At 54.2% G+C, this 23,974-nt stretch carries 17 protein-coding genes and 2 pseudogenes; 11 read left to right on the top strand and 8 right to left on the bottom strand.

The window, feature by feature from the left end; translation table 11 throughout:
- Positions 1–41: 41 nt before the first annotated feature.
- The 6 genes from ABOK31_RS15295 (at position 42) to ABOK31_RS15270 (ending at position 9,876) form a co-directional block, all read left to right on the top strand.
- On the top strand, positions 42–1,925 hold the full coding sequence (locus tag ABOK31_RS15295; RefSeq protein WP_349956568.1) for a non-ribosomal peptide synthetase: 1,884 nt from the start codon (positions 42–44) through the stop codon (positions 1,923–1,925).
- A complete protein-coding gene (locus tag ABOK31_RS15290; protein WP_349956567.1) occupies positions 1,915–5,184 on the top strand; it encodes an amino acid adenylation domain-containing protein in 3,270 nt (1,089 codons plus the stop codon). Before ABOK31_RS15295 ends, ABOK31_RS15290 begins: the two co-directional genes overlap by 11 nt.
- A 332-nt stretch (positions 5,185–5,516) precedes the next feature.
- Positions 5,517–6,332: an amino acid racemase gene (locus tag ABOK31_RS15285; RefSeq protein ID WP_349956566.1), complete on the top strand. Its 816-nt coding sequence runs from the start codon at positions 5,517–5,519 to the stop codon at positions 6,330–6,332.
- Positions 6,332–7,414 carry a histidinol-phosphate transaminase gene (locus ABOK31_RS15280; RefSeq protein ID WP_349956565.1) on the top strand — a complete coding sequence of 361 codons (1,083 nt, stop codon included), beginning with the start codon at positions 6,332–6,334 and terminating at the stop codon, positions 7,412–7,414. Before ABOK31_RS15285 ends, ABOK31_RS15280 begins: the two co-directional genes overlap by 1 nt.
- Before the next feature lie 650 nt (positions 7,415–8,064).
- On the top strand, positions 8,065–8,628 hold the full coding sequence (locus ABOK31_RS15275) for an MbtH family NRPS accessory protein (protein ID WP_349956564.1): 564 nt from the start codon (positions 8,065–8,067) through the stop codon (positions 8,626–8,628).
- Positions 8,629–8,859: 231 nt separating this feature from the next.
- Positions 8,860–9,876 (top strand): TauD/TfdA family dioxygenase, encoded by a 1,017-nt coding sequence (locus ABOK31_RS15270; protein WP_349956563.1) that lies wholly within the window; start codon positions 8,860–8,862, stop codon positions 9,874–9,876.
- Between the two features lie 302 nt (positions 9,877–10,178).
- Here the strand turns inward: ABOK31_RS15270 and cysN are convergent, their stop codons facing one another.
- From cysN to ABOK31_RS15245, 5 genes are all read right to left on the bottom strand, one after another.
- Complete coding sequence (gene cysN, locus ABOK31_RS15265) at positions 10,179–12,077, bottom strand: sulfate adenylyltransferase subunit CysN (protein ID WP_349956562.1); 1,899 nt, start codon at positions 12,075–12,077, stop codon at positions 10,179–10,181.
- Positions 12,077–12,988 carry a sulfate adenylyltransferase subunit CysD gene (cysD, locus tag ABOK31_RS15260; RefSeq protein WP_349958962.1) on the bottom strand — a complete coding sequence of 304 codons (912 nt, stop codon included), beginning with the start codon at positions 12,986–12,988 and terminating at the stop codon, positions 12,077–12,079. Before cysD ends, cysN begins: the two co-directional genes overlap by 1 nt.
- 147 nt (positions 12,989–13,135) lie before the next feature.
- On the bottom strand, positions 13,136–14,218 hold the full coding sequence (locus ABOK31_RS15255) for a TauD/TfdA family dioxygenase (protein WP_349956561.1): 1,083 nt from the start codon (positions 14,216–14,218) through the stop codon (positions 13,136–13,138).
- The gene (gene leuD / locus ABOK31_RS15250; RefSeq protein WP_349956560.1) at positions 14,179–14,853 is read right to left on the bottom strand and encodes a 3-isopropylmalate dehydratase small subunit; all 675 of its coding nucleotides are present in this window, start codon (positions 14,851–14,853) and stop codon (positions 14,179–14,181) included. The genes ABOK31_RS15255 and leuD overlap by 40 nt, the downstream gene beginning before the upstream one ends.
- Before the next feature lie 32 nt (positions 14,854–14,885).
- The gene (locus tag ABOK31_RS15245) at positions 14,886–16,313 is read right to left on the bottom strand and encodes a 3-isopropylmalate dehydratase large subunit (protein ID WP_349956559.1); all 1,428 of its coding nucleotides are present in this window, start codon (positions 16,311–16,313) and stop codon (positions 14,886–14,888) included.
- 439 nt (positions 16,314–16,752) lie between these two features.
- On the opposite strand from ABOK31_RS15245, the gene ABOK31_RS15240 reads away from it, so the two are divergent.
- From ABOK31_RS15240 to tnpB, 5 genes and pseudogenes are all read left to right on the top strand, one after another.
- Entirely contained in the window at positions 16,753–17,406 is a 654-nt protein-coding gene (locus tag ABOK31_RS15240) for a 4'-phosphopantetheinyl transferase superfamily protein (RefSeq protein WP_349956558.1), read from the top strand.
- A gap of 76 nt (positions 17,407–17,482) precedes the next feature.
- Positions 17,483–18,862, top strand: coding sequence for a serine hydrolase (locus ABOK31_RS15235; protein WP_349956557.1), 1,380 nt, complete (start codon positions 17,483–17,485; stop codon positions 18,860–18,862).
- Between the two features lie 259 nt (positions 18,863–19,121).
- Positions 19,122–19,892: pseudogene (gene istA / locus ABOK31_RS15230) on the top strand (IS21 family transposase); the annotation flags it as partial.
- Between the two features lie 80 nt (positions 19,893–19,972).
- Positions 19,973–20,431: a transposase gene (locus ABOK31_RS15225; RefSeq protein ID WP_349956556.1), complete on the top strand. Its 459-nt coding sequence runs from the start codon at positions 19,973–19,975 to the stop codon at positions 20,429–20,431.
- Positions 20,428–20,628 (top strand): annotated as a pseudogene (gene tnpB, locus ABOK31_RS15220) (IS66 family insertion sequence element accessory protein TnpB); the annotation flags it as partial. The gene ABOK31_RS15225 and the pseudogene tnpB, both read left to right, overlap by 4 nt.
- A 42-nt stretch (positions 20,629–20,670) precedes the next feature.
- Here tnpB and ABOK31_RS15215 read toward each other — a convergent pair.
- From ABOK31_RS15215 to ABOK31_RS15205, 3 genes are all read right to left on the bottom strand, one after another.
- On the bottom strand, positions 20,671–22,770 hold the full coding sequence (locus ABOK31_RS15215) for a recombinase family protein (RefSeq protein WP_349956555.1): 2,100 nt from the start codon (positions 22,768–22,770) through the stop codon (positions 20,671–20,673).
- A 286-nt stretch (positions 22,771–23,056) separates the two neighbouring features.
- Complete coding sequence (locus ABOK31_RS15210) at positions 23,057–23,518, bottom strand: helix-turn-helix domain-containing protein (RefSeq protein WP_349956554.1); 462 nt, start codon at positions 23,516–23,518, stop codon at positions 23,057–23,059.
- A gap of 123 nt (positions 23,519–23,641) precedes the next feature.
- Positions 23,642–23,971, bottom strand: coding sequence for a DUF5372 family protein (locus ABOK31_RS15205; RefSeq protein ID WP_349956553.1), 330 nt, complete (start codon positions 23,969–23,971; stop codon positions 23,642–23,644).
- Positions 23,972–23,974 lie beyond the last annotated feature (3 nt).

Below are 23,974 nucleotides of genomic sequence, written 5' to 3'. Positions count from 1 at the left end.
GGATATGAACGAGTAATTCAGTAAACGGAGAGCAGCCGATCATGTCAGACATTGAAAAATTCGGATCGTTACGGCCTCTTGCAGATCTGCGGGACAACATCGCTCAGGCAAGTTGCCTTTACGATCTCGTCCGGAGAACAGCTGATACTGTGCCTGCCTCTCCCGCCATCAAATTTTCCGGCGGACACCTGACCTACGCAGATTTGGTAGCTCAAGCTGAAAAGCTCGCGCAACGTCTCGCACTCATAGGCATCGAACATGGCGACGTCGTCGCTGTCGCCATTCCCCGGTCTTTCGACATGATCGTTGGCCTTCTTGGGATCTTGGCCCGTGGAGCGGCATTCGTTGCGATCGATCCTCAGTTTCCGCGCGAGCGTATCAACTTGATGCTCACCATCTCGGCCGCGAAGGCAGTGGTGACCATCGGAGACACAAAGGCGGCATTTCTTCCGGCGGGCCTGCTCGTAGTAGATTTGGGGGAGGGCTTGGACGAGCTAAATCGTTCGATAGATGTTGGTGGAGATCGCGTCGCGGCCGCTTATATTGCATTTACATCTGGCTCGACCGGTCAGCCAAAGGCTGTAGCGGCGTCGCATGGGGCTGTGCTCAATTATCTTCAATATATTGTATCGGAATATGGCGTGAACGACCGCGACACCGCCTTAAACATATCCGCACTGACATTCGATGCGGCAATTCGCGATATTTTCACTCCGTTGGCGGTCGGAGGTACTTTGGTAATCCCAGCCCAAACCGCTACTCGGGATATCGAACCATATGAAGACGCGTTGCGGTCCGGAGAGATATCCGCGATTCTCAGCATAACGCCATCGCTCCTTGGGTTACTTTGTGACCAGCTCAGCCAAGAGGACTGGTCAAGATCGGTTAGGCTGATCTTGGTCAGCGGCGAGATCTTCGAACCACGGCTCCTCGGGGAAGTTCGGCGTGTTTTCGGCACCGATGCAGTTATCGTAAACCAGTATGGTCCAACCGAATGCACAATGACTACGACCTATTTCCCAATCCCTAGGGATTTCCAAGGGGAAATTATTCCGGTCGGAAAGCCAATCAACAATGCATTCGTTCACCTCCTTGACACGGAAATGCGGGAAGTCGCCAACGGCGTTGTCGGTGAGATCTTCATTGGAGGACCAGGCGTCGCACGCGGTTATCTCGGTCGCCCCGACCTCACCGCCGAGCGATTTGTCGCCAGCCCCTTCCATGAAGGTGACCTTCTTTTTCGGACTGGAGATCAAGCGCGTATCCGCGGGGACGGACAATTGATCTTCCTTGGCAGAGCGGACCAACAGATCAAAATACGGGGTAACCGTATCGAGCCCGGCGAGGTTGAAACCGCCTTGGCGCGGCACCCATCAGTGCATCATGCCGCGGTTCTTGCGCGCGTCTACGGCAATGCCGATTCGGCTCGCCTTGTTGCCTATGTCGTTCCAGCTGGGGACTTTAAAGTTGACACCGACGATCTGAGATCATTTCTTCAGGAGATTTTGCCGGACTACATGATTCCGTCTGCTGTCGTTACAGTTCAGGCGCTTCCCCTCTCCGTTAATGGCAAGCTCGATCGTAGCGCTCTGCCTGATCCTGAGAACCCGCGCGGGATTGAACAAGTTCTCCCACGAACCGGAACCGAGAGGGTAATCGCCGAAATATGGCAGGACGTTCTTAAAGTTGCTCCGATCGGAGTCCATGAGACTTTCTTCGAGCTTGGCGGTCATTCTCTTATGGCGATGCGGCTCCACTCCCGCATCCAGCGACACTTTCAAGTCAAACTCCCTCTACCGACAATATTCGAGTTTCCCACGATCGAGAAGCTGGCCGCTGTCGTTGACGCGTATGTCACCAAGCGAGAGCAGGACATCTTTGCCCGAGCGCAGTTGATTGCTAGCGAGGAACAGAGTGGACGATAGCGCAACTGATTCGGTACGAAACGCTCGTCTCAGAGCACTGGTCGAACAAGAGACGGCGGCGTTTTCCGAGACGATTTCGGGGCCGGTCTGGGGCGAGGTTTCGAAAGAGGAAGTTTCTTTTGGGCAGGAGCGATTGTGGCTGTACAACCAGATCGAGCCTGCGGCCAGTGCCAGCTATAATGTCCCCTTCGCACTTCGGTTCGTGGGCAAAGTCGATCTTGGTTTGCTCCAGACTGCATTGCGTGGCGTGGTCTCTCGCCACGAGGTATTGCGAACCCTAGTGCGGACGGCTGCCGACGGGACGCCCATGCTCAGCGCGTGCCAGCATGAGGTGGAGGTAGGGTTCGTTGACTTCTCTGAACGACACGACACAACTCTGGAATTGGTCAGGTGGATCGACGGGCAACTTGCGAAAGGCATGGAGCCTTCCTCGGAGATTTTGCGTGTTTCCGTGATCAAGGTAGCGCCAGAGGAATTCATATTTCTGGCGGTTATCCATCACATCGCCTTCGATGGGTGGTCCGCAGGTCTGCTAGCTCGCGAGCTTTTGCTTACATATGATGCTTTAAAGCGTGGGGTGCCACCAACGCTGCCGGATCTGCAAATCCAATATAGCGACTATGCGAGTTGGCAGCGGCGCGCTCTTTCATCGCATGTGCTCGATGATCAACTTGAGTCTTGGTGCCAGAACCTCGCGCATGCGCCGGAGCCGCTCGAGCTTCCAACAGATTACCCGATCCCATCGGAACCAACTTTCCAAGGTGACAGCGTCGGCTTCGACCTTCCAATCGAACTTGCGGAGAAATTCGAACGCTTCTGCCGGGAGCACAAGGTCACGCCGTACATGGTCTTCCTCGCGGTCTATCAAGCTTTGCTCAGTCGATGGACTGAAGCAGACGATATCATCGTGGGTTCACCGGTCTCCGGGCGCACCTACCAACAGATGGAAAATGTCATCGGATTTTTCGTCAACACTCTGCCGATACGGGTCGACTTGAGCAACGCCCCATCATTCACGGAGCTTCTTGATCGGGTCCGGACCTCTGCGCTTGAAGCATATGCCAACCAGGAGGTCCCGTTCGAGAGGATCGTCGAGGCTCTGAACTTGCCGAGGACGGCCGGGCGCACACCTCTGCTGCAGACCACCCTTACGCTCCAGGGCGAGCCCGAACCGCTTCCGACTGTGCATGGGCTTGCTGTTGAGTGGTTCGCCATCAATCGGCGCCCGTTCATCAAATTCGACCTTGCCATGTATCTGGAAAAAACCGGCTTTACCTATCAGGGTCGGCTCGACTTTGCGACTGACCTTTTCCTGCGCACCACCGCCGAACGGTTCGTCGAGCACTTCAAGAACTTCCTCCAGAACGCGATCGACGACCCCACACGCTCTTTCCGAAAAATATCATTTCTCTCAAAGATAGAGCTTGAAACACTCAAAAGCTACTCTGGGAGAGCTTCCTTGAGCGAGGCTTCTTCATTTTCCGTGGTTGACAGAATTTATCACTGTGCCCAAGTGCACGGGTCGCGTCGAGCTATCGATGATGGAACACAAGCTCTAACATATGTCGAGTTCATGGCTCTGGTCGGCCAGATTTCGGGTCGCCTGGTTTCACTAGGGGTGCAGCCAGGCGCAATAGTCGGCGTAGAAACCATTCGATCTGTGGTGACTGTCGCCACGATCGTCTCGCTCATGCAGATTAAGGCGGTTTACGTCCCTTTAGACTCCCGACTGCCCCAGGCACGCCTCGAAGTAGTTCTAAAAACGGCTCGATGCGGATTGGTCATCTGCGACAAGATTAAGGCTTCCTCGGAACGTAATTACATCCAATTCGAAGAACTTGTATCCTGCCGAAACGCCGACGGCCACCTTAAACTTCTCTCCCTTTCTGAGACAGACGTTGCGGCCATCTACTTCACCTCAGGATCAAGTGGCCAGCCCAAGGCCGTGATGTCAACTTTCACCGGAATCGCGAACTACTTCCGGTTTCTGGACCAAAGTTTTGGCCTCGGTCATTGTGATGTTATAGTACAGATTCCGACAATGGGTTTCGATGCGTCGCTCCGGGACCTAATTTATCCTCTTACGATTGGCGCGAGCTGCATACTACTCGATCAAGAATCTGCACGGGATCCAGAGCATCTTTTCGATAAGATTGCTTTCCATCAACCGAGCGCTCTGTTGAGCATAACTCCCTCGTTTTTGCATGCATTGATAGAGTGCTCCTCTTCACATCCTGAAGCTCTCGGGAGCCTTAGGATCGTGCTAACCTCCGGCGAGCCTCTCCTTCCCAAGCTCGCGGTCAGCTTGCTTCGTAGCGTGCGAGACCTCAAACTCGTCAACCTGTACGGCCCGACAGAATGTACCATGACGACGACATACTTTCCGATCCCCCAAACCTTCGATGAAGCCACTATTCCTATCGGCAAGCCAATCGGTAACGCCGTCGTTCAGTTGCTCGACGGCGAGATGCAGGAAGTGCCGATCGGCGTTGCGGGTGAGATTTTCATTGGAGGCGCTGGCGTCGCACGCGGCTATCTCGGCCGGCCCGACCTGACGGCGGAGCGGTTCGTCGCGAGTCCATTCGGGACAGGCGAGCGCCTCTATCGAACGGGAGATCGGGCGCGCTGGCGTGAAGACGGCCAGCTGATCTTCCTCGGCCGGGCCGATCAACAAGTCAAGATCCGCGGGTATCGCATCGAACCGGGTGAGGTTGAGACAGCCCTGGCCCGTCATCCCTCCGTGCAGCAGGCCGCAGTTATCGCGCGCGTCTATGGCGGCGCCGAGGCGTCTCGCCTCGTCGCTTACGTTGTCCCTGCAGCCGGCGTTGAACTCGATATCGCAGATCTAAGAACGTTTGTTCAGACCATCCTGCCGGACTATATGATACCGTCAGCCATCGTCTTGCTGCAGGCTCTTCCACTCACTGTCAATGGAAAGCTCGACAAGAATGCTTTGCCAGATCCTGCGCATCAAGGGCGGAAAGAACACGTCCCGCCGCGAACTGCTTTCGAGCAAGTGGTAGCGAACATTTGGCAGGAGATCCTGAAAGTTCCCTCGGTCAGCGTTGATGACAGCTTTTTCGATCTAGGCGGCCACTCACTCAGTGCCGCTCGCATGCTATCGAAATTGCGGAGCACTTTAGGAGTTGAAATTCCGCTCCGCACGATCTTCGACAAGCAAACGCTCGGTGCCTTTTCCGACCACACCCTCTCTTATCTACCAGCAGAGCTCCGGGATCTTGCAGCTCGGAGAGTTTGAGCGCTCACATAATATATTTCATAAAATAGCGCGCACATTACTTTCGCGGGGGTAATATGTTGCTAACATCTCTCAATGGTAATCGTTGTCACATATTAGCCTGGTGACTGAAAGACCTCTCCAGATTGTTATCCTCATCAGGATCGCAATTCCCGAATCTCGTTGGGTGCGGCATCATCCCGCGCCATGCTTCTGAGAAAGGAGGGAGCCATTTGGTGACGCTTTGATTTACGGAGTCCATGATGGGAACAGATTACTGCACTGACCCCCATCTGCGAGAACCGGAAGGTTATCTCGGCATATGCAATCGCGATTGTTCGAGCTGCGGGCGAATGCGAGCTGAATTTGAAAGCAAGATTGTACATGATCAGAAAATCCCCTCGGTCGAGTTCGTTGGTATCTTAGGAGGCATGGGTCCGTTAGCAACACTCGACCTTCTGAAGAAAATCGCGGACCAAACAGAGGGAGATCGAGATCAGGATCACATCCCAATGATTGTTCTTGCTGACCCCTCAACACCCGATCGGACCGCCTCTATTCTAGACGAAAATGCTCCCCCGAGCCTTCCATTCATTTTGAGCGCGATCGAAAAGCTGAATCGATCCGGCGCCAGCGTAATTGCGATGCCATGCAACACCGCTCACCATTGGCTCGCCGAGATTAATGAAATATCCAAGGTTCCGATTTTGAACATGGTCGAGCTTACGTGTCGTCACATAACCCGGATACTGCCTCGAGGGTCGGTTGTCGGTATTCTCGGAACGCAAGGAACGATCTCCGCCGGAATCTATCAGCATGGCTTAAGCGAAGTCGGGCTGCAATCGATTGTGCCTTCTGAGAGCGCGTGCGCCGGCGTTTCGAATGCGATCGACGCAGTTAAAGCTAACAGGGTCCAAGAGGGCAAAGAGGCCCTATCCTTTGCATTAACCGAGCTCGCTGACGCTGGAGCCGCCGCGTCGGTCTTGGCTTGCACAGAGTTGCCCCTAATATGGGATTTGATCGCCGCGTCAGCGACGGTCGACATGCATGTCGTTGACCCCACGGCAATCCTCGCGCGAGAGTGTCTCAGGGTTGGAGAAGAACTCAGATTGAGAAATCGCTCCCGTTTTTCTTCGGACGATTGTTCACGTGTTCTCGGGGAACGGTAATGGCTGACGACACCCGCAAGTCCACCAACGACCCCTTTTTGAATCGAATGGCACGGCGAGCTCCCGATCGTCCACCTATGGACGAACCCTTCATCAATATGGCATTGAATGAGAACCCAGCCGGCTCTGATCCGAGGGTGGTCAAGGCCCTTCTAGACTTTAACGTGGACATATCTCGTTATCCAGATGGCGGCTGCTCAGCGTTGAAGGATGCGATAGCCAACAAGTTCTCTGTGTCCCGTGCGTGCATCGCGATCGGAAACGGCACCGACGATTTGTTGGATCTGGCAGCCAGAGCGTTGCTCTCTCCTGGTCGCAGTGCGATATTTTGCGAGCACGCTTTCTCTGCGTATCGGAAAGCGACTGAACTCGCAGGCGCGCGAAGTATAACCGTCCCTGAATGTGGGTGGGAGACGGATCTGACTGGCATTGCACGCGCGGTGGAACCCGATACATCCATGATATTCATCTCGAACCCCAGCAACCCAGCGCCTGGCTTCTTCACCGAGGCCGCTTTCGTAGCATTTCTTAAAGAAATTCCGGACTCGGTTACGGTGGTTCTTGACGAAGCATATGTCGAGTTCGTCGATCCCAGTCAACGAATCGGGTCCGCCCGGCTGACGCAACGCGCTTCTAACCTGCTCGTCCTCCGAACTTTTTCAAAAGCTTACGGTCTCGCGGGGCTTCGACTTGGATTTGGAATTGGAACAGAAGCGTTAATAGAAAAAATACATGCCGTGCGGCAGCCATTCTCGATTGGAGCAATCAGTCAATACCTGGGCGTGATCGCTCTGGAAGATGACCAATTTGTTGAAGCAGCTTGCGCACGCAATCGCAACGCCATGGCTAGGCTTGTTGAGGGCCTCGTAGCTCTCGACTTCAAGATTAAAGCATCGCAGGCGAACTTTATCATTCTTGAATCGGATCAAGCCCATGCCATCCAGCGGTTTCTCCTTCAGCGCGGCATAGCGGTGCGAAGCCTCGCATCATATGGATGGCCCCAAGCTCTGAGGATCACAGTTGGATTAGAAGAACAGAATATGAATCTCCTTAATCAGATGACAAGCTTCAAAGCCGGATAGGCGATGCGCTGGCGAACTTTACGGGGCTCGCCAAACCCATCGAGCGATGGGAGGCTCTGGCGATATCAGCGTTCTCACTATTGGCAGGATTCATTTCGGTGTTCGTCGAGCCGGGGGAGCAATATGGACGGTGATGACTTGAGCTCCGAGGTCTCGGGAAAGGTCCAGTTTGAACGACACAGCTACAGGGCCGTCTCGCTCGAGACTACGAAATGTCAACGTCAACATCCCTTGTGAAATTGTGGCACTGCGTTAGTGCGGTCAGCGAGCAAAGCGCATGCTCGATCTCAAGAAGCCTCTGCGGACCAAGAATGCAAGTTGATCGAAAAGATTGCAGAACCTACCAGCCCTCGACCGTTCTCCAACGGTCGAAAAGGAAAATGACCAAGCTTCATGGAACGACTCGTACTGGCGGGGAACGCAACATTTCCCCCATCAATCAGAACGCTATTTCATAGAGACCTTAACCTAAAGGTCCGAAAAGGCAATATGGTTTGATTGGGCAGTCTAATAGTCGAAATATGTGCCATTGGCAGCTATCACTGCTTTCCGGATGGCGTGGCAAGACACGACCTGCTTGCGGCCCTGACTCTAGGTGAAGCGACGAACTATTTTAAAGGTTCTTTGCAGTACGCCCGCAGGCTCGATTAATGAATTTGATTGGTGGCTCGGCCGTCTCGGTTCTTTCGTGCGGTTCAACAAGACTCATTGCTCGGATGCGGGCATTAGTTGCCAATGTCAGAGTGTACTATCACACGTGCAATGGAATACTTCTTCGTTACAACGGAAAATCTTATTTTATTTTTCAAAATATATTTTCCTTTAACTTGGACTCGGGCCAACACTTGCATATCATATTAGGCAGTGGAGATGCTCGTGTGCTCAATTTTTCTGATTGCTACGTACACGCTATCTCTCCGCGTCCATACATTAAGGCGCGACCGCCGCATTGGCGCTATGCGCCACGAACCAAGGCTGTCTTGATGAAGAACCCATTTGAAGACGAAGCACGCGAGTTTTTGGTGCTCGTCAACGACCAAGGTCAGTATTCGCTTTGGCCGAATTCTTTTTCGATCCCTTCAGGCTGGAAAACTGCCTGCGGTCCGGGCAGCCGCCGTTCCTGCATTGAGTATGTGAACGTGACTTGGGGGGGCCTTCGGCCAGGGAACGCGACAGGCGTAACCGCCGAGCGCTTGAAACAATACGGCCATTAAGGGCGTGACGCTTGTCCGCTTTGCTCGTGCGGGGCAGTAAGCCTTTAACGAGTAGGTTGCCTGATGACATAAGAATGCGATCGCATGACTTGAGTGGCGCGCCTGACCGGCCACAGAATGAGAGCATGTCATGGACATCAAGATCAAGAAACGACCAGGCCTCATACTTCAAGCAAAACTCAACATCTGAATGCCAACTCGCGAAACCCTAGATCATATGGAGGAGCCTCAATGGATACCCACCACCAAACGAGAACGAAAGACCACAATCCGTCACCATCCGGACTTGATACCTTTCTCTCTGGAGAAATCGAGGTCCTACGTGTTTCAGCCAGTGTGGGCGGTCCAAACACTATATCCGATGCTATTGAGTCGTATCACGAAGTCGAGCCGCGCGTTGTAGCGCATCTAAACAAGTCGGGTGCCGTCCTGTTTCGTGGCTTCGCAATGACGGATGCTGCCGCGCTGCGGAGCTTTGCTGCCGAGACTTCCGATGGGCTTTGGGGATACGTCAATGGTAACTCACCAAGAACAAAACTCGGGGACGGTATCTATACCGCATCAGAGTACCCGCCGCATCTGCCGATATCGCTCCATAACGAACTCTCTTATTCTGCGACTTGGCCAGGAAGGATCTATTTCTCTTGCCCTCAACCTGCTCCTGTTGGAGGCATGGCTTGCATGGCGGACTCAAGAACGATATTCGATTGCATGCCCAAAAGTGTCCCTGACCTTTTCGAAAAGCACGGCGGGGTCCGTTACGTGAGGGTTCTGCCGGGGCGTCCTGGCTTTGGCGCCACCTGGCAGCAGACATTTGATACGGCGGACCTCTCAGAAGTTAGACGGTTCTGCCAAGAAAACGAAAACTTGCTCGAAATTCTTGACGACGGCTACATTCGCGTGAGCAACGTCACACCGGCATATCGGCTTGATCCTGAAAGTGGACGGCGGATTTGGTTTAATCAGGCCGATCAATTCCACCCTTCAGGACTTCCCGCGGACACTTATGAAGCTCTGCTGGATATATATGACGGTAATGAGTCCCTCTTCCCCCAGAATGCATCATTCGGCGATGGCACTCCTATCCCGCTAGAGCTGCTCGCGGATATCCGTTCGATACAAGAGAGTTGCCAAAGAACCTTCCCCTGGGAGGCGAATGATGTGCTAATTCTCAATAATTCGCTCGTGGCTCATGGTCGACTACCATTTGAAGGTCCGAGACAACTGTATGTGGCGCTTACGCGTTAGGAGATGGAAGATCGGTCCAGTATCAGGATCCGTACACCGGCCGTGGCCGTTCCAGAGCGGGTGTAAGAGCGGATTGGTTTAATCCGTGCGACTAGATCGGTCTCGCGTCTCGGTCTTTAAGTCCCGCTAATCCATTGGCTTTTAATTTTTGCCGCACCCCAAGCAACGAAAGGCGGGTTCGAAGAATCTGGGTTGTTCTCCTGGTCCCGCTTGCCATAGAGCAATCGTGTACCATCCAACAAAGCAGTAATGCCTCCCGCCGCCCTCAGAACAGTCTCCGGCGGCAGCCTCAAGAGCTTCTATCATGTGAACGATCTGGCTCGAAGAAACTCGAACAGCTGCAATGCGAGCTCTCCTGCACTGTGTCCGACGGTCTCGAGCCGAATGTCCGGACACTCAGGCACTTCATAGGGTGAACTGAAGCCAGTGAAGTTGGCTAACTCTCCGAGAATTGCCTTTTTGTAGAGTCCTTTTGGGTCGCGCCTGATACATTCTTCGATCGGCGTATCGACAAACACCTCGATGAACTCGCCCTGTACCATCAAGCCGCGCGCCAGTTGCCGCTCTGAATTGAAGGGAGAGATGAGCGAGACCAAAACGATCAGGCCCGCATCGGCCATCAGATTGGCGACTTCGGCCACTCTGCGAATGTTTTCCACCCTGTCCTCCGCAGTAAAGCCGAGATCCTTACTGAGGCCGTGACGGACATTGTCACCATCTAGAACGTAGGTGTGCCGGCCCGCTGCGTGCAGCAGCTTCTCCAAGGCGCTAGCGATTGTGGATTTTCCGGAGCCTGAAAGGCCCGTAAACCATACCACTGTCGACCTCTGCTGTTTCAACTCGGCTCTCGCGTTGCGATCAACTTCCATCGCCTGCCAGTGCACGTTCTCGGCTCGGCGTAGCACGAAATCGATCATTCCGGCGCCCACTGTGCGATTGCTGATCCGATCGATCAGGATGAAATTACCGGTGTTCCGGTTATCCGCATAGGCATCAAATTCGAACGGGGTCTGCACAGAAAAATTGCAAACCCCGACTGCATTCATCTGCAGCGCTTTTGCGGCCAGATGGGCAAGGTTGTTTACGTCAACAGCGTACTTCAAGGCGGTAACCGTCGCCTCTACATTGTGAGTTTCCGTTCGCAGGATATAGCTGCGGCCTGGAATCATTGGACTTGCATCGAACCAGATGAGATGTGCTTGAAATTGATCAGCCACGTTGGGCCTATCGTGGGGAGCGACCAATAGATTTCCGCGAGAAATATCAAGCTGATCCTTCAGAACCAACGTTACCGCCTGTCCCTCGACTGCACAATCAAGCGGTCCGTCCCAAGTGACAATCTCCTTAACCTGCGTTGATTGGCCGGACCTCGCAACAGTTACGAGGTCACCAACTGCGACGCAACCAGAGGCTACTTGGCCGGCGAAACCGCGAAAATCAGAGTTGGGGCGGGATACGTACTGAACTGGGAATCGGAACGGCTTTCCGGGATTGACCTGTTCAGTCGGAATCATCTCCAGATGCTGGAGTAAAGTGGGGCCATCGTACCAGGGCGTGTTATGAGAGTGGCAAGTTACATTGTCGCCATTGCGGGCTGACATAGGGATAGGTTGGATTGTCGCGAAGCCGAGATCCTTAGCGAATGCATGAAAGGTGGTGACAGCGGCATCAAAAAATGCCCTATCGTAGGCGACAAGATCGATCTTGTTTACAGCGAGTACAATATGCCGAATCCCGAGCAACGAGCAGATATAGGAATGTCGCCGGGTTTGAGGGCGAATACCTTGGCGACTATCGATCACCAAAACGGCGAGCTCAGACGTCGAGGCGCCTGTCGCCATGTTCCGGGTGTATTCCTCATGGCCGGGTGTATCCGCGACGATGAATTTTCGGCGGTCAGTTGAAAAAAAACGATAAGCGACATCTATAGTGATGCCCTGCTCTCGTTCGGCTTGCAATCCGTCAAGCAAAAGGGCGAAGTCGACCTCACCTCCCGCAGAGCCGTGAGTGCGACTGTCACGCTCAAGGGCGGCGTACTGATCTTCGAAGATAAGTTTCGTATCATAGAGCAGACGCCCAATCAGAGTCGACTTACCGTCATCCACCGAACCGCAGGTCAAAAAGCGCAATAGGGGTTTGTTTTCCCGCGCGCGGAGGTAGTCAAGGATATTTTCAGAAGTACGCGCCCTCCCATATTCCATCAGAAATATCCTTCGCGCTTCTTCTTCTCCATAGAGGCGGCCTCATCGCCGTCGATCAACCTGCCTTGCCGCTCAGAGGTCCGTCCCGCGAGCAATTCTCGCAAGATATCTTCAGGCGTCATCGCTTCGGATTCGATCGCAGCGGTCAGTGGATAGCAACCGAGCGTACGGAAACGGACCATCATTTCCTTCACCGTATCGCCTTTGTCTATCGGCATACGCTCATCATCCACCATGATCAGCATGCTCTGGCGCATTACAACCGGCCTCTTCGCGGCAAAATACAGTGGCACGATCGAAATATTCTCCGTGAATATGTAATTCCAGATGTCGAATTCGGTCCAGTTCGATAACGGGAAAACACGGACGGTTTCCCCGGCTGTGACGCGGGTATTGTAGGTTTTCCACATTTCCGGACGCTGGCTCTTCGGATCCCAGGCATGAGATGAATTGCGAAAGGAGAGGATGCGCTCTTTGGCACGTGACTTTTCTTCGTCACGCCTGGCACCACCAAAGGCCGCGTCAAAGCCATACTTGTCGATCGCCTGGCGTAATGCGACTGTCTTCATAACGTGAGTATACGTTGTTGGACCGTGAACAAACGGCGAAATGCCCTCCTCGATGCCTTCCGCATTGGTATGTACCAAGAGATTGAGGCCTAGTTCGGCGGCAACGCGGTCACGAAAGGCGATCATTTCCTTAAATTTCCATGTTGTGTCGACATGCAGGAGCGGAAATGGCGGCTTTGCGGGATAAAAGGCCTTCATCGCCAGATGCAGCAGCACCGAGGAATCTTTGCCTATTGAGTAGAGCATGACTGGGTTGGAAAATGTCGCCGAGACTTCACGTAGGATGTGAATCGCTTCAGCCTCAAGCCGATGGCAGCGAACTGAGGTTGTAATATTCGTCATCATCGACTCCGACTATAGCTACGAGGCCTTCTACGCTCTTCGAAATCTGTTTGTTTGCGATACTACCGCGAGACCAAAACGATACTCGCGGCCGGTTTCATACTGTCCATACGTTCATTCGTCGTTTGGTCCTGAAAGCGTCCTGGATCACAAGCTCATATTATGAAGACCCGCCATGCGTTCCTGATACCGGTCAACGACGTCAAACTTACCATCCCAAAGGCGCACTCCGCCTCTAACACTACCAGCTGTAGTCTTGCCCCATACGTTAGCGAACTCAGCAGGCAGTTCGCGACTGCCCGGAACAGAAAACCAAAACCGGAAGAGGTGGCGGCGCCTGTCAAAGTCCTCATGGTCTTCATATGCGGTGCGGGAGTGATAGACGATATGGTTATTCACCAATTGGAGATCGCCCGGCTCGAGTTGCATTTCCATGTGCATCTCTGGATCGCTGGCCATCGTTTGAACAAGATCAACCGCCGCTCTCTGTTCGTCACTCAGCGACACCGAAGGTAAAGACGATGCCTTGATAATCCTGGCTCGGTAGTAGTGGCTAGTAAATGCACCTTTGTGCCAGCCGAAGACTGGAACATAATAAACCCGGACACTATCTTCGCTCGCGCCTAGTGCTGCAAAAGGAACAATCGACCGAAGCTGCTCAAACAGCCGCGGTTCTTCAGCCGCTATGCGTTGGCAAATTTCCACCGAACTGCAGAGCTTACTGCCCCCACCCTTGGCGGCCGCCCTTCGGCAAAACAGCCCAACGATATCACAAGGATCAATGTGGAACTGAATCTCTTCCGAGCTGCCGTTACCACGCAAGGTCTTCTGGCTCGTTTCACCTCGGTCCCGTACATCATGGATAAGCGTTCCACTGTCATTCTGCGGAAGCCCAATGCCGATATACAGACCTATTCCCCACGATATCAGGCGCGCCTCGTCTTCTGTCTTGTCAACAATAGGCAGGCCTTTTATTACGGTGAAACCGAGGCCACTTTCTAGGGCATCGGTAAGCTCGCGAAGGCGCTTCCCGAAGCGTGGAAGCGGAAAGTCGCTGGTTGTGAGATCATGAAATGACTTGTCCAGGTTACGCACAATTTTGAACGCAGTTTCGATCTCGTCTTTTTCTTCACTCGTGATTTGATACGTCCAAAGCTTCGGATCTGCGACATCCCGGCTACGCCAACCGGCTACGGTTTCAAACGGTTCGTTGATCGATGTGTGCTGCATTGTCTTGCCTCCTCGGTTGCATGAGATTCAGTTGGGGTAGCGGGAGCCTGGATCGGATATTTCCATGGTCTGCTTGTTTGATCAGCTCGTTCGAAGGCAGTGATGGCAGACGAATATTTCAACACAAATGTGATCTCGTCGATGCCTTCCAGGAAGATACGCCGCTGCATCTCGGGAAGTTCAAACGGGAAACATCGTCCCGATGGAGAAACGATGACTTGACTTTCGAGGTCGATTGCCAAGCAAGTGCCCCCGCCGCGGTGTTTGATTTCCGAGGCCAGCAGGGACAAAACACTTGCCGGCAGCTCTACCGGCAACACGCCGTGTCGAAAGCAGTTCGCAGCAAAAATCTCTCCGAATGACACGGCCAAAATCGCTCGAAAACCAAAGCCACGAAGTGCCTTGACTGCCCACTCGCGCGACGATCCACAACCGAAATTCTCTCCTGCCAATAGGATTTCAGCTTGGGCCCATTGCGGGTCATTTAGGATGAAGCTTGGATTAGGCGTACGGTCGCAGAGGTATCTCTGCGTCGCGAATAACGCCTCGCCCCACCGGGTATATCCGTCATCGGAAGATCGCATGAGCTCCGTCCCGGGGCTTATCTGGTCCGTATCGATATTGTCTTGAAGCATTGGAACTGCAGCTGCAACTATGCTAGATCTCGTCATAAGATGATTTCCACGGCGGGGATCTTGCGTACGTCAGCAATTGAACCAGCAACGGCCGATGCTGCTACTGTTGCAGGGCTCGCTAAATGAGTCCGTGTGCCTGGCCCTTGCCTTCCAATGAAATTTCTATTCGTCGTACTGATGACTCGTTTGCGTTCGAGGCGATCGTTTCCCATATGCCCGCATAAACCGCAGCCCGCATCGTGCCATTCGAAACCAGCCGACTTGAAGACCACATCAAGTCCCTCCAGCTCGGCTTGCGCTTTTGTCTCCATCGAACCAGGGACGCAAATGGCGATGATTCCGTCAGCGACCTTACGGCCCCTGAGAATGTTTGCCGCCGATCGTAGGTCAGACAGCCGAGCATTTGTGCATGCTCCGATATAGGCGGCGTCGATATGGATGCCTTCAATTGCATCACCAGGCGAGACATTCATATAGGAGAGTGCTCGTATCATATCGGCTCGTTGCGCAGCATCTCCAATGCCCATCGGATCCGGAATCCTTTCTCCGATCGAAATTACCTGCTGTGGAGTTATTCCCCACGACACCTGTGGTTGTAGATCCGAGCAGTCCAAAGAAAACTCGCTGTCAAAGGCCGCCTCTGGATCGGTCGCGATTGACTTCCAATAGGTGACAGCTTTGTCCCAGGCATCGCCTCTTGGTGAAAATTCCCTGCCATACAAATATTGAAATGTCTTGTCATCGGGCGGTACATACCCGTACTTTGCCCCGAGCTCCGACGTCATGTTGCAAAGCGTCAGCCTTGCTTCGATATCCAAACACTCGACAGCTTTACCCGCATATTCAATTGCATGGCCGATGCCCCCGTTAACACCGATCTTGCGGGTGAGTAGGAGCACAATATCCTTTGCCGAGACGCCTGGAGGAGGCGTCCCTGAGACCGTTACACGCATTGACTTTGGCCGCCTCATTGCGAGAGATTGAGTAGCGAGAACCTGCTCGCTATCGGTCGAGCCTATTCCCCATCCAAGTGCGCCTATCCCCCCGACTGTACAAGTGTGACTGTCCCCGCACACGATTGTGAGCCCAGGCAAAGCAATTCCAAGCTCCGGTGAGATCACATGTACGATGCCTTGCCGTGTGTCGCCTATATCAAACAGCCGGAAGCCGTGCTTCTTGGCAGCAGCTCTCGTTTCCTTAATCAACTGCGAACCCAACGATGCCGGAGATTGATTCCTTGTACGCCCTTCTTGTGTGTCTACGACATGATCGATCGTCGTGAATACCAAATCAGGCCGTCGCGCTGACCTGTTAGCGGCCTCCAACTGTCGGATAGTAGCTGCACCCGTCAGCTCATGTAGAAATAGTCTGTCAATATATAGGAGATCGGTGTGGCGATCTATCGGGCTGACAATATGGCTCGCCCAAGTTTTCTCGAGAAACGATTTCGGAGCAGACATGGTGGACCTCGGCTAGGTATACTTCCGTATAATATGCCGTATTCCAGCAATGATACTGTTACCAATGAATTTACGTCTAGGCTTGATCCAATTATATTCGTCAATATATTATTTCGGAGCGGGCTGAAATCGCAGCTCTCAGTTCTTAAATGAGGGTGCCACTTCTACGGCCCGCCCTGTTTTTCCTAAACATCGAGAACATCGGCAGGCGAAACGCCGAGCCTTGGTGATCGTGAACACTTAAACCGTCTCATCTCGAAGCTCAACTCGGGTTGCGAAAAGCCCGGTTGCGGCGCTCTGGTGCCGGCTGCTAGCGGCTTAAAAAAGAGTGGCAGGCTAAATTTGGACTTGCATTGATCTCTGTTGCCGTCTTCATTTCGAATCTAGCGCTTTAGTTGTAGCACCCATATCATCCACGAATCTTTGAGAAGCCTGACAGATGATTGCCACCGCTCAAATCGAAATTTCGTCCGTATCGATATGGTACTACGATATCGCAGCATACATTGATGGAACTATTAGAATACCGCAGGATGTCCGTCAGGTCCTATCGGAGCAAGAGTTTGCGCAAGCACGTCGCCATGTGTTTCATCGTGGACGTTCGGTCGCCCTCCTATCGCGCTACCTGTTGCGGCTCCTCTTGGGAACCGAGCTAAAAGTTCCTCCAAATCTGATTCAATTGGAGTCGGGAGAATTCGGTAAACCGCGATTGGGCGGTGATCATGCCGGCGCTGTGGAGTTTAACGTGTCTCATTCCGGCGCGTTCATTGCGATTTGCACGTCTCATTGTCCGGTAGGAATTGATATCGAGGTTTGTACACCGCTCGACGACATCGATACATTATGCCGCCACTGTATGACTCCTTCTGAGCGGTTGCTCATTGGAAACGCAACTAAATCAATGAAATTGCGCACTTTTCTTGAAATTTGGACCCGGAAAGAAGCTATTTTGAAAGCTCACGGTTACGGGTTCGCAATTTCACCCAGAAGCATTTCTGCTATCGACGCGCAACCGTCAGCATATAGTTGGCGTGTAGAAAACATCCCTTGCCCGCCGGGCTACATTGCGGCGATGGCGAGGCTGAATGTATAAACAATACCGTTGCAATAAATCGCATTTTTGTGACGGCCTAGCAGAACCGCAGAACACATAAATTCAGAGTAGAGTAATGTCCCTAGCACATGCATTTAAGGCGCTGACAACGGCTCTGGTGATTTGTTCGATAGCAGTAACAATTTGGTTATACCTCGCGCCGCCCGCGCTTCTCCGTGTCGGGACTGGATACGCGGCAAAGATTGTGTGTTCGAACGTTTTTCTCGCAAGCCGAGATCCTGATGCAGTTTTGTATGACGATGTCCAGGCTCCGGGGAACGTCCTTCTCCGGCTTGTAACTGTGTCAGTCGACCGTGCCAACAAACGTGTAACGGCTGCATTTTTAGGTTTTCTAGCCCCTAATTTTGCGCTTTTTCGTGGCGCGTCCGGCTGCACGAGTGTACCGGACGGGGATTTCGCTGCTGCATTAAATGCGGCTCCTTTCATCGAGCCAAAGGCGCTCGACTCTAGTGCCCGCACATGGCCGGAGGGCGACGCTGTTTTAGCGCGGAGCGATAGCAATACTTTGCATCTGCTTGATAACGAAGCTCTCACAGGACCGAAAATGCGCGCAGTTATTGTGGTGCACAATGGTCAAATTATTGCAGAACGTTATGGGCATGGCTTTAACGCTAAGACACCCCTCCTGGGTTGGTCAATGACCAAAACCGTCAATGCTCTTCTTATCGGGCGCCTCATTTATAGCGGCAAACTCGGCATCTCTGATACGAACCTTTTCCGACAATGGCAGCATGACGATCGTTCTAAAATAAAACTTAGTGACTTGTTGGCAATGCGGAGCGGGCTAGCTTTCAACGAAAGCTATGGGAGCGTCACCGATGCTACGCGAATGCTGTATCTGGAGCCAGATATGGTGTCTCTCCCGATAACGGCGAAACTTGTGACAGCACCAGGAGCACACTTCAATTATTCCAGTGGCACATCGGTTTTACTTTCTGCAATTTGGATGGATCGCGTCGAGGATCGACAGAAAGCATTTGACTACCCTACGGATGCACTTTTCGGCCCTCTTGGAATGACTAGCGCGGTATTAGAACAAGATGCCCGAGGTACGTTTGCCGGCGGCACCTATCTTTACGCGACCGCGCGTGATTGGGCCCGTCTAGGACAATTCCTTCTGCAGGATGGTGTTTGGAAGGGACAGCGCCTCTTGTCTGAAGACTTCATGGACGCGCTTAAAACTCCTCAGCGATCAGGCAGCCGATATACTCAGGCCCAAGCGTGGGTCGCTGCTCCCGGCGGAGAGAGGAATGCAGACGCTGGAGTGCCGGCCGATACGTTCTGGCTGGAGGGCCATGACGGTCAGAGTATGGCTATCGTACCCTCGCTTAACCTTGTCTTACTTAGAATGGGCCTGACGCCCGATCATCTTAGCTACAAACCACAAATTCTCCTGAAGCAGATAACAGACAAGATTGCAGCGCAGACGCAATAAAATATTACAAAAGGAAACGGTGGCGGTTTTTCTGCGACGGCAGGTAGCAGCTAGTACGCCCGAACCATCGGTAACGTTCGCGCGCAACTTTTCGATAAATATTGTCTCTCAGGCGAACCGGCAGAATACGCATGCAAGTTGCAAGGTTGTTGATTTGCACTGAGAACTGACCCGGGATAGCGGGAAATTATCACTGAGATTTGACCCATGTTTCAATCATCCCTCGCGAGGTTTCAGCGGGGGCTCTGGAGTGATCGACATGGCGTTACTGAGCGTAATCCGACGCTGGCATTTTCGAGAGAATATATCGATCCGGGAGATTTGCCGCAGGACCGGCCTATCCCGGAACACGGTCCGCAAATACCTGCGCCTGAATGGTGTGGATCCGAAGTTCAAAGTCCCGGAACGGCCGAGTAAGCTTGACCCGTTCGCGGCTCGGCTGTCAGCCTGGCTGATGACGGAGTCCAAAAAGAACCGCAAGCAAAAGCGCACCCTGAAGCAACTCCACGCTGACCTAATGAGCCTCGGCTACGACGGTTCCTATTGTCGTGTTGCAGCCTTTGCTCGGGAATGGAAGGCGGACCGGCATAGAGAATTCCAGTCCACAGGACGCGGCACGTTCGTGCCTTTGGCATTTGAACCCGGAGAAGCCTTCCAGTTCGACTGGTCGGAGGACTGGGCGATGATCGGAAATGAGCGCACAAAACTACAGATTGCGCATATGAAGCTGAGCTACAGCCGAGCATTCATCGTTCGGGCCTATCTCCTGCAGACGCACGAGATGCTGTTCGATGCCCACAATCATGCATTCCGCGTATTTGGTGGCATTCCGGGCCGTGGCATCTACGACAACATGAAGACTGCGATCGACAAGGTCGGCCGTGGCAAGGAGCGCGAAGTCAACACGCGCTTCTTGGCAATGACCAGCCACTATGTGTTCGAACCCGAGTTCTGCAATCCTGCGTCGGGCTGGGAGAAGGGGCAGATCGAGAAGAACGTGCAGGATGCGCGTCATCGGTTCTTTCAACCGTGAGCGCGACGCACAACCCACCTTTTCTTTTGTGAATGAGGCCGCGAGATAAGCTCCTTCATCGATAGGAGCTGAATGGAATGGTTGGAGACCGCGCTGATGCCATGCTTGAAGTCATGGATGAAGCCAGGCATGAGGGAAAGTATCGGCGGATCGAGGTGATCACCGGTCGGCGGCAGCGGCGGAATTGGACTGATGAGGAGAAGGCGCGGATCCTTGTGGAAAGCGCGGAACCTGATGTGAACATCTCGGCTGTGGCCCGGCGCTGGGGCGTCAATCGCGGCTTGCTGAACGTCTGGCGTCGGGAAGCCGGGCTGACCTCTCAACGAACCGCGAAGGCCGGCGCGCAGCAGGCGATGTTCGTGCCGGTGACGTTGGTTGGCGATCAAACGTCTCCCCAGAACTCGCCGTCGGATGTCGCCCACTTCGCCGCGGGTCGGATTGAGATCGAGATTGCTGGCGCGCGCATGACAGTTATCGGCTCGGTAGCGCCTGAGCTGGCACAAGCGATGGTGGCGGCGTTGCGAGGTCGCCGGTGATCGGAGTTTCGCCAAATGGCGTGAAGATCATGGTGGCGACGCAGCCTGTCGACTTCCGGCGCGGCATGAATGGCCTGGTGGCTTTGGTGGCGTCAGCGCTTGCGGCCGATCCCTATTGTGGCGATGTGTTCGTGTTCCGCGCCAAGCGTCTGGATCGGCTTCGCTGCATTTACTGGGACGGATCAGGCATGATCCTGGCAACGAACGATCTGCATTCATACTGCATCTCTCTTTCGCATTCAGTTGAAGGTTTTGGGGTGTCTGGCATTTTCCTTATGGGCGGCGACGCGATCGACGAGCTGGTTCCATCGACTGCATTGCTTTTGCGGTAGATCTGCCTCGGGGATCTCATAGAGGTAATAGTGTCCGTTGTAGGAATGGCTGGTGACGAGGCCATGTTCAGCCCATCTGGCGAGGGTATGCTCATGGATATTGAGGCGTGCAGCCGCCTCTTTCTTTGTCAACATCCCACGATCCCGGAGCCGGTCATAGCGTGATCTCAGCTTGTATTCGCGAACGAGGTAGGTGACGCGTTTGGTTGTGAAGCGGGCGTTGCGCTGGTCACGGCGCGTCACCGAGCCCGGACGGTATCCCTGATTGTTGAGCATCTCTGCGATCTCGGAAAAAATATGATCGTCGAGGAGTTTATCGATCAGCACGATGATGTCGGGGTTCGTCTTGACCTGCTGGCTGGGAGATTTGGGGCTCATGGTGACGAGCGTCTGGGTTTTGCCGCCCTTGAAGCGAATATGAGCCTTGGTTGTGCCTCTCTTCGGTAGTTTGAGGAGGGTGACGTCCTCAATGATGTGGGCAAGCAGGCGCTTTCGTTCGCGGTTCGGGGTCTCTGGATTGGTCCAGAGCTTTTTGAAGTCCGCCGTCATTGCGACCAACCGCTCGTGGACGGCCTTATCGAGGATGAACTGATCGTGCTCCCGGGCGCGCTCGCGCTCTTCGCGGGCATTAGCCAAGATGCGGAGCTTCTCGTTCCATTCGCCTTCGAGCGTGTCGGCGACGAGGCGGTTATTGGGATCGACGAGCATGAAACGGCGCTGGGCGAGATCGGCTTCCGTTTGGGCACGCTCGATCGCGCGACAGCGCAGCCGATCCGCCTCTTCATGCCGCGCTTGGATCTCTTTGCGGACTTCGATCGCCAGTTCGACGGCCGCCGGCGTCATCTGCTCTGCGATCAGCATACCGATGGCTTCATCGACGGGAGGTGCGGCGATCGCCTGGCACAAGGGTTCGCCGCGATTGGTACGGGCGCGATCACAAACGTACCAGGCTTCCTGCCGGCCACGCCGAGCAGCATAGCGCATGTGGAAATGCCTGCCGCATTGCCCACACACGGCGCGCCCCTGCAGCAGCGCCGGGCCTTCGCGCGGAGGTGATGCGACCGCCGCGTTCCATTTATGGCAGATGTTCGACTTTAGAATCCTCAGGTTCTCCTGATGCTGCTCCCAGCTGATGTAACCGGGATGGGCATCTGGAATGCATGCTGTCCAATCGTCACTACCTTGTTTGCGCACGAGCTTTTTGCCATCGATGGTTCGTCTATAGCGACGGCGTCCATAGGCATAGGCTCCGGCGTAACGTGGATTGTGCAGCACGCGCATCGCCGTCGAAGGCGTCAGTGGCCGGAAAACCGTCTGGCTGTCGTGCAAGCGGGATGGAAAGAGAATGCCTTCCTGACGAAAGGCCTTGACGGTCTGGGAGGCGGATCCGACGCGAGAGAATGTCTCGAAGAAATGGGCGATCGTCTCTCTGACTTGCAGGTCTGGATCAAGCGTCACATTGCCGGACGGATCATAGACGAGCCCGGTCGGCAGCGGACAACGGAACTCGCCACGCCGGGCCTTGTTGAGGATGCCGCCGCGCAGCCGTGCCTTGATCACATGCAGTTCGGCCTCACTCATTGTTCCCTTGAGGCCGAGCAGGAGCCGGTCGTTGAAACTTGCCGGATCGTAGACACCGTCCTCGTCGAGGATCAGGGTGTCGGCAAGTGCGCAGATCTCGAGCAGCCGCTGCCAGTCGGCATTGTTGCGCGCCAGACGGGAGACCTCCAGGCCCATGACGATCCCGGCATGCCCCATGCCGACATCGCTGACCAGCCGCTGAAACCCCTCACGCCAGACCGCCGATGCGCCGGATTCGCCCTGATCGTTATCGATGACGATAATCTGCTCCTCGCGCCAACCCAGGGCGATAGCGCGCCCGCGAAGCGCATATTGGCGCATGGCGCTCTCGGTATTGTCGATGACTTGCCGCATCGAAGATTGGCGGATGTAGAGGTAGGCGCTGCGTTCACGGTGATGAGACTGGACTTTGAGATGTACATTCATGGTGCTCTCCGTTGGTGGATGCTCATGGCGATGGTCGCCAGGACATGAACGACGGCGCTGAGTTCGCCGTGCGCCGGTCGGGTGGCCGATGACAGGTAAAACTGGTCTTGATCAGGACTTGCTGCTGCAGGCAGTGCGCGGGCCCATCCCCACATGCCGCGACGCAGAAAGAGCATGAGGCCGCTACGAGCCTTGAGCGGCAGAACTTCGCCGAGAGCTGCGCGGCGCAGCACTTCGTACTGGTCTGTGATGGCCGGCGATGAACATGCCGATGCCGTGGTAACGTCTAGCGGATCGTTTTTTTTAACAGCCGCTCGATCGTTCTGGGATGAAGCGCCACATCGAGTTCGATGCGGACCAGCTTGGCGAGTTCGCGCGCACGAACGGGTTCGCCCGCAACCAGCCGCGCCTGCAAAAATGCCAGCACTTCGTCGTCGACCTTGTGGGGTCCGCGGGGACCCGGCTTTGCCGGCACCAGTCCGGCAATCCCCCTCGTGTCGAAGTTTGCCTTGGCCTGGTAGTAGGTCGGTCTGGAAACGCCATACTCGTCGGAAGCGTCCGTTACGGAGACGTTGTCGACAGAGACTCGCCGCAACATCTCGTATTTGACCTGGACGGCGTCGTGCGGATCGAAGAACTCGCTGCCGCGGAACTTTGGGTCGCGCACCTTCTCGGAATTTGGATTGAAGGTGCCTTCGTCGATGAGGGCATCCATCTTTGATCGCTTGCCGCCGTACTTCGCAGGCATTGCGGGCTCCGAGTATGAGATCGGGTCTTAATGTAATGATAATTATACCGCATATCTCATTTACATCAAGGACACTTCCTGAGCTAAATAAAGCAATATGCCGCAAAAATTGAGGTATACCGTTCATTGCGAGTCCTCTTGCGGCATAATCTCGTTTACATCAGCGGCATAATTATCCTTACACTCCGCTCTCGATCGCGCTGCCAACCTGTCACAAAGGTGCTCCACCATGCTGGCTAGTTCCATCAAGTTCGAAACGAGCAAGAGCGCCCGCCCGTTGCTCGCGACAACTTCTGGATCAATGCTCGCAAGATCAGTCCATTGAGGGGGAAGCGGCCATATGGCGCCATCGTCGGTCTGCAACAGCAAACGTTCGCCCTGCAAGTTACTTCGCTTACCAACGCAGGGCAGCTGCCGTCCGAAAAGGGGATGAAACTGATGTGTAACCAGCACTAG

The sequence above is a fragment of the Rhizobium sp. ZPR4 genome (assembly GCF_040215725.1).
GTDB classification, from domain to species: Bacteria; Pseudomonadota; Alphaproteobacteria; order Rhizobiales; family Rhizobiaceae; genus Rhizobium; species Rhizobium rhizogenes_D.
Note: the sequence above shows the minus strand (reverse complement) of the source record. Positions and strands in the feature narration are given on the sequence as shown.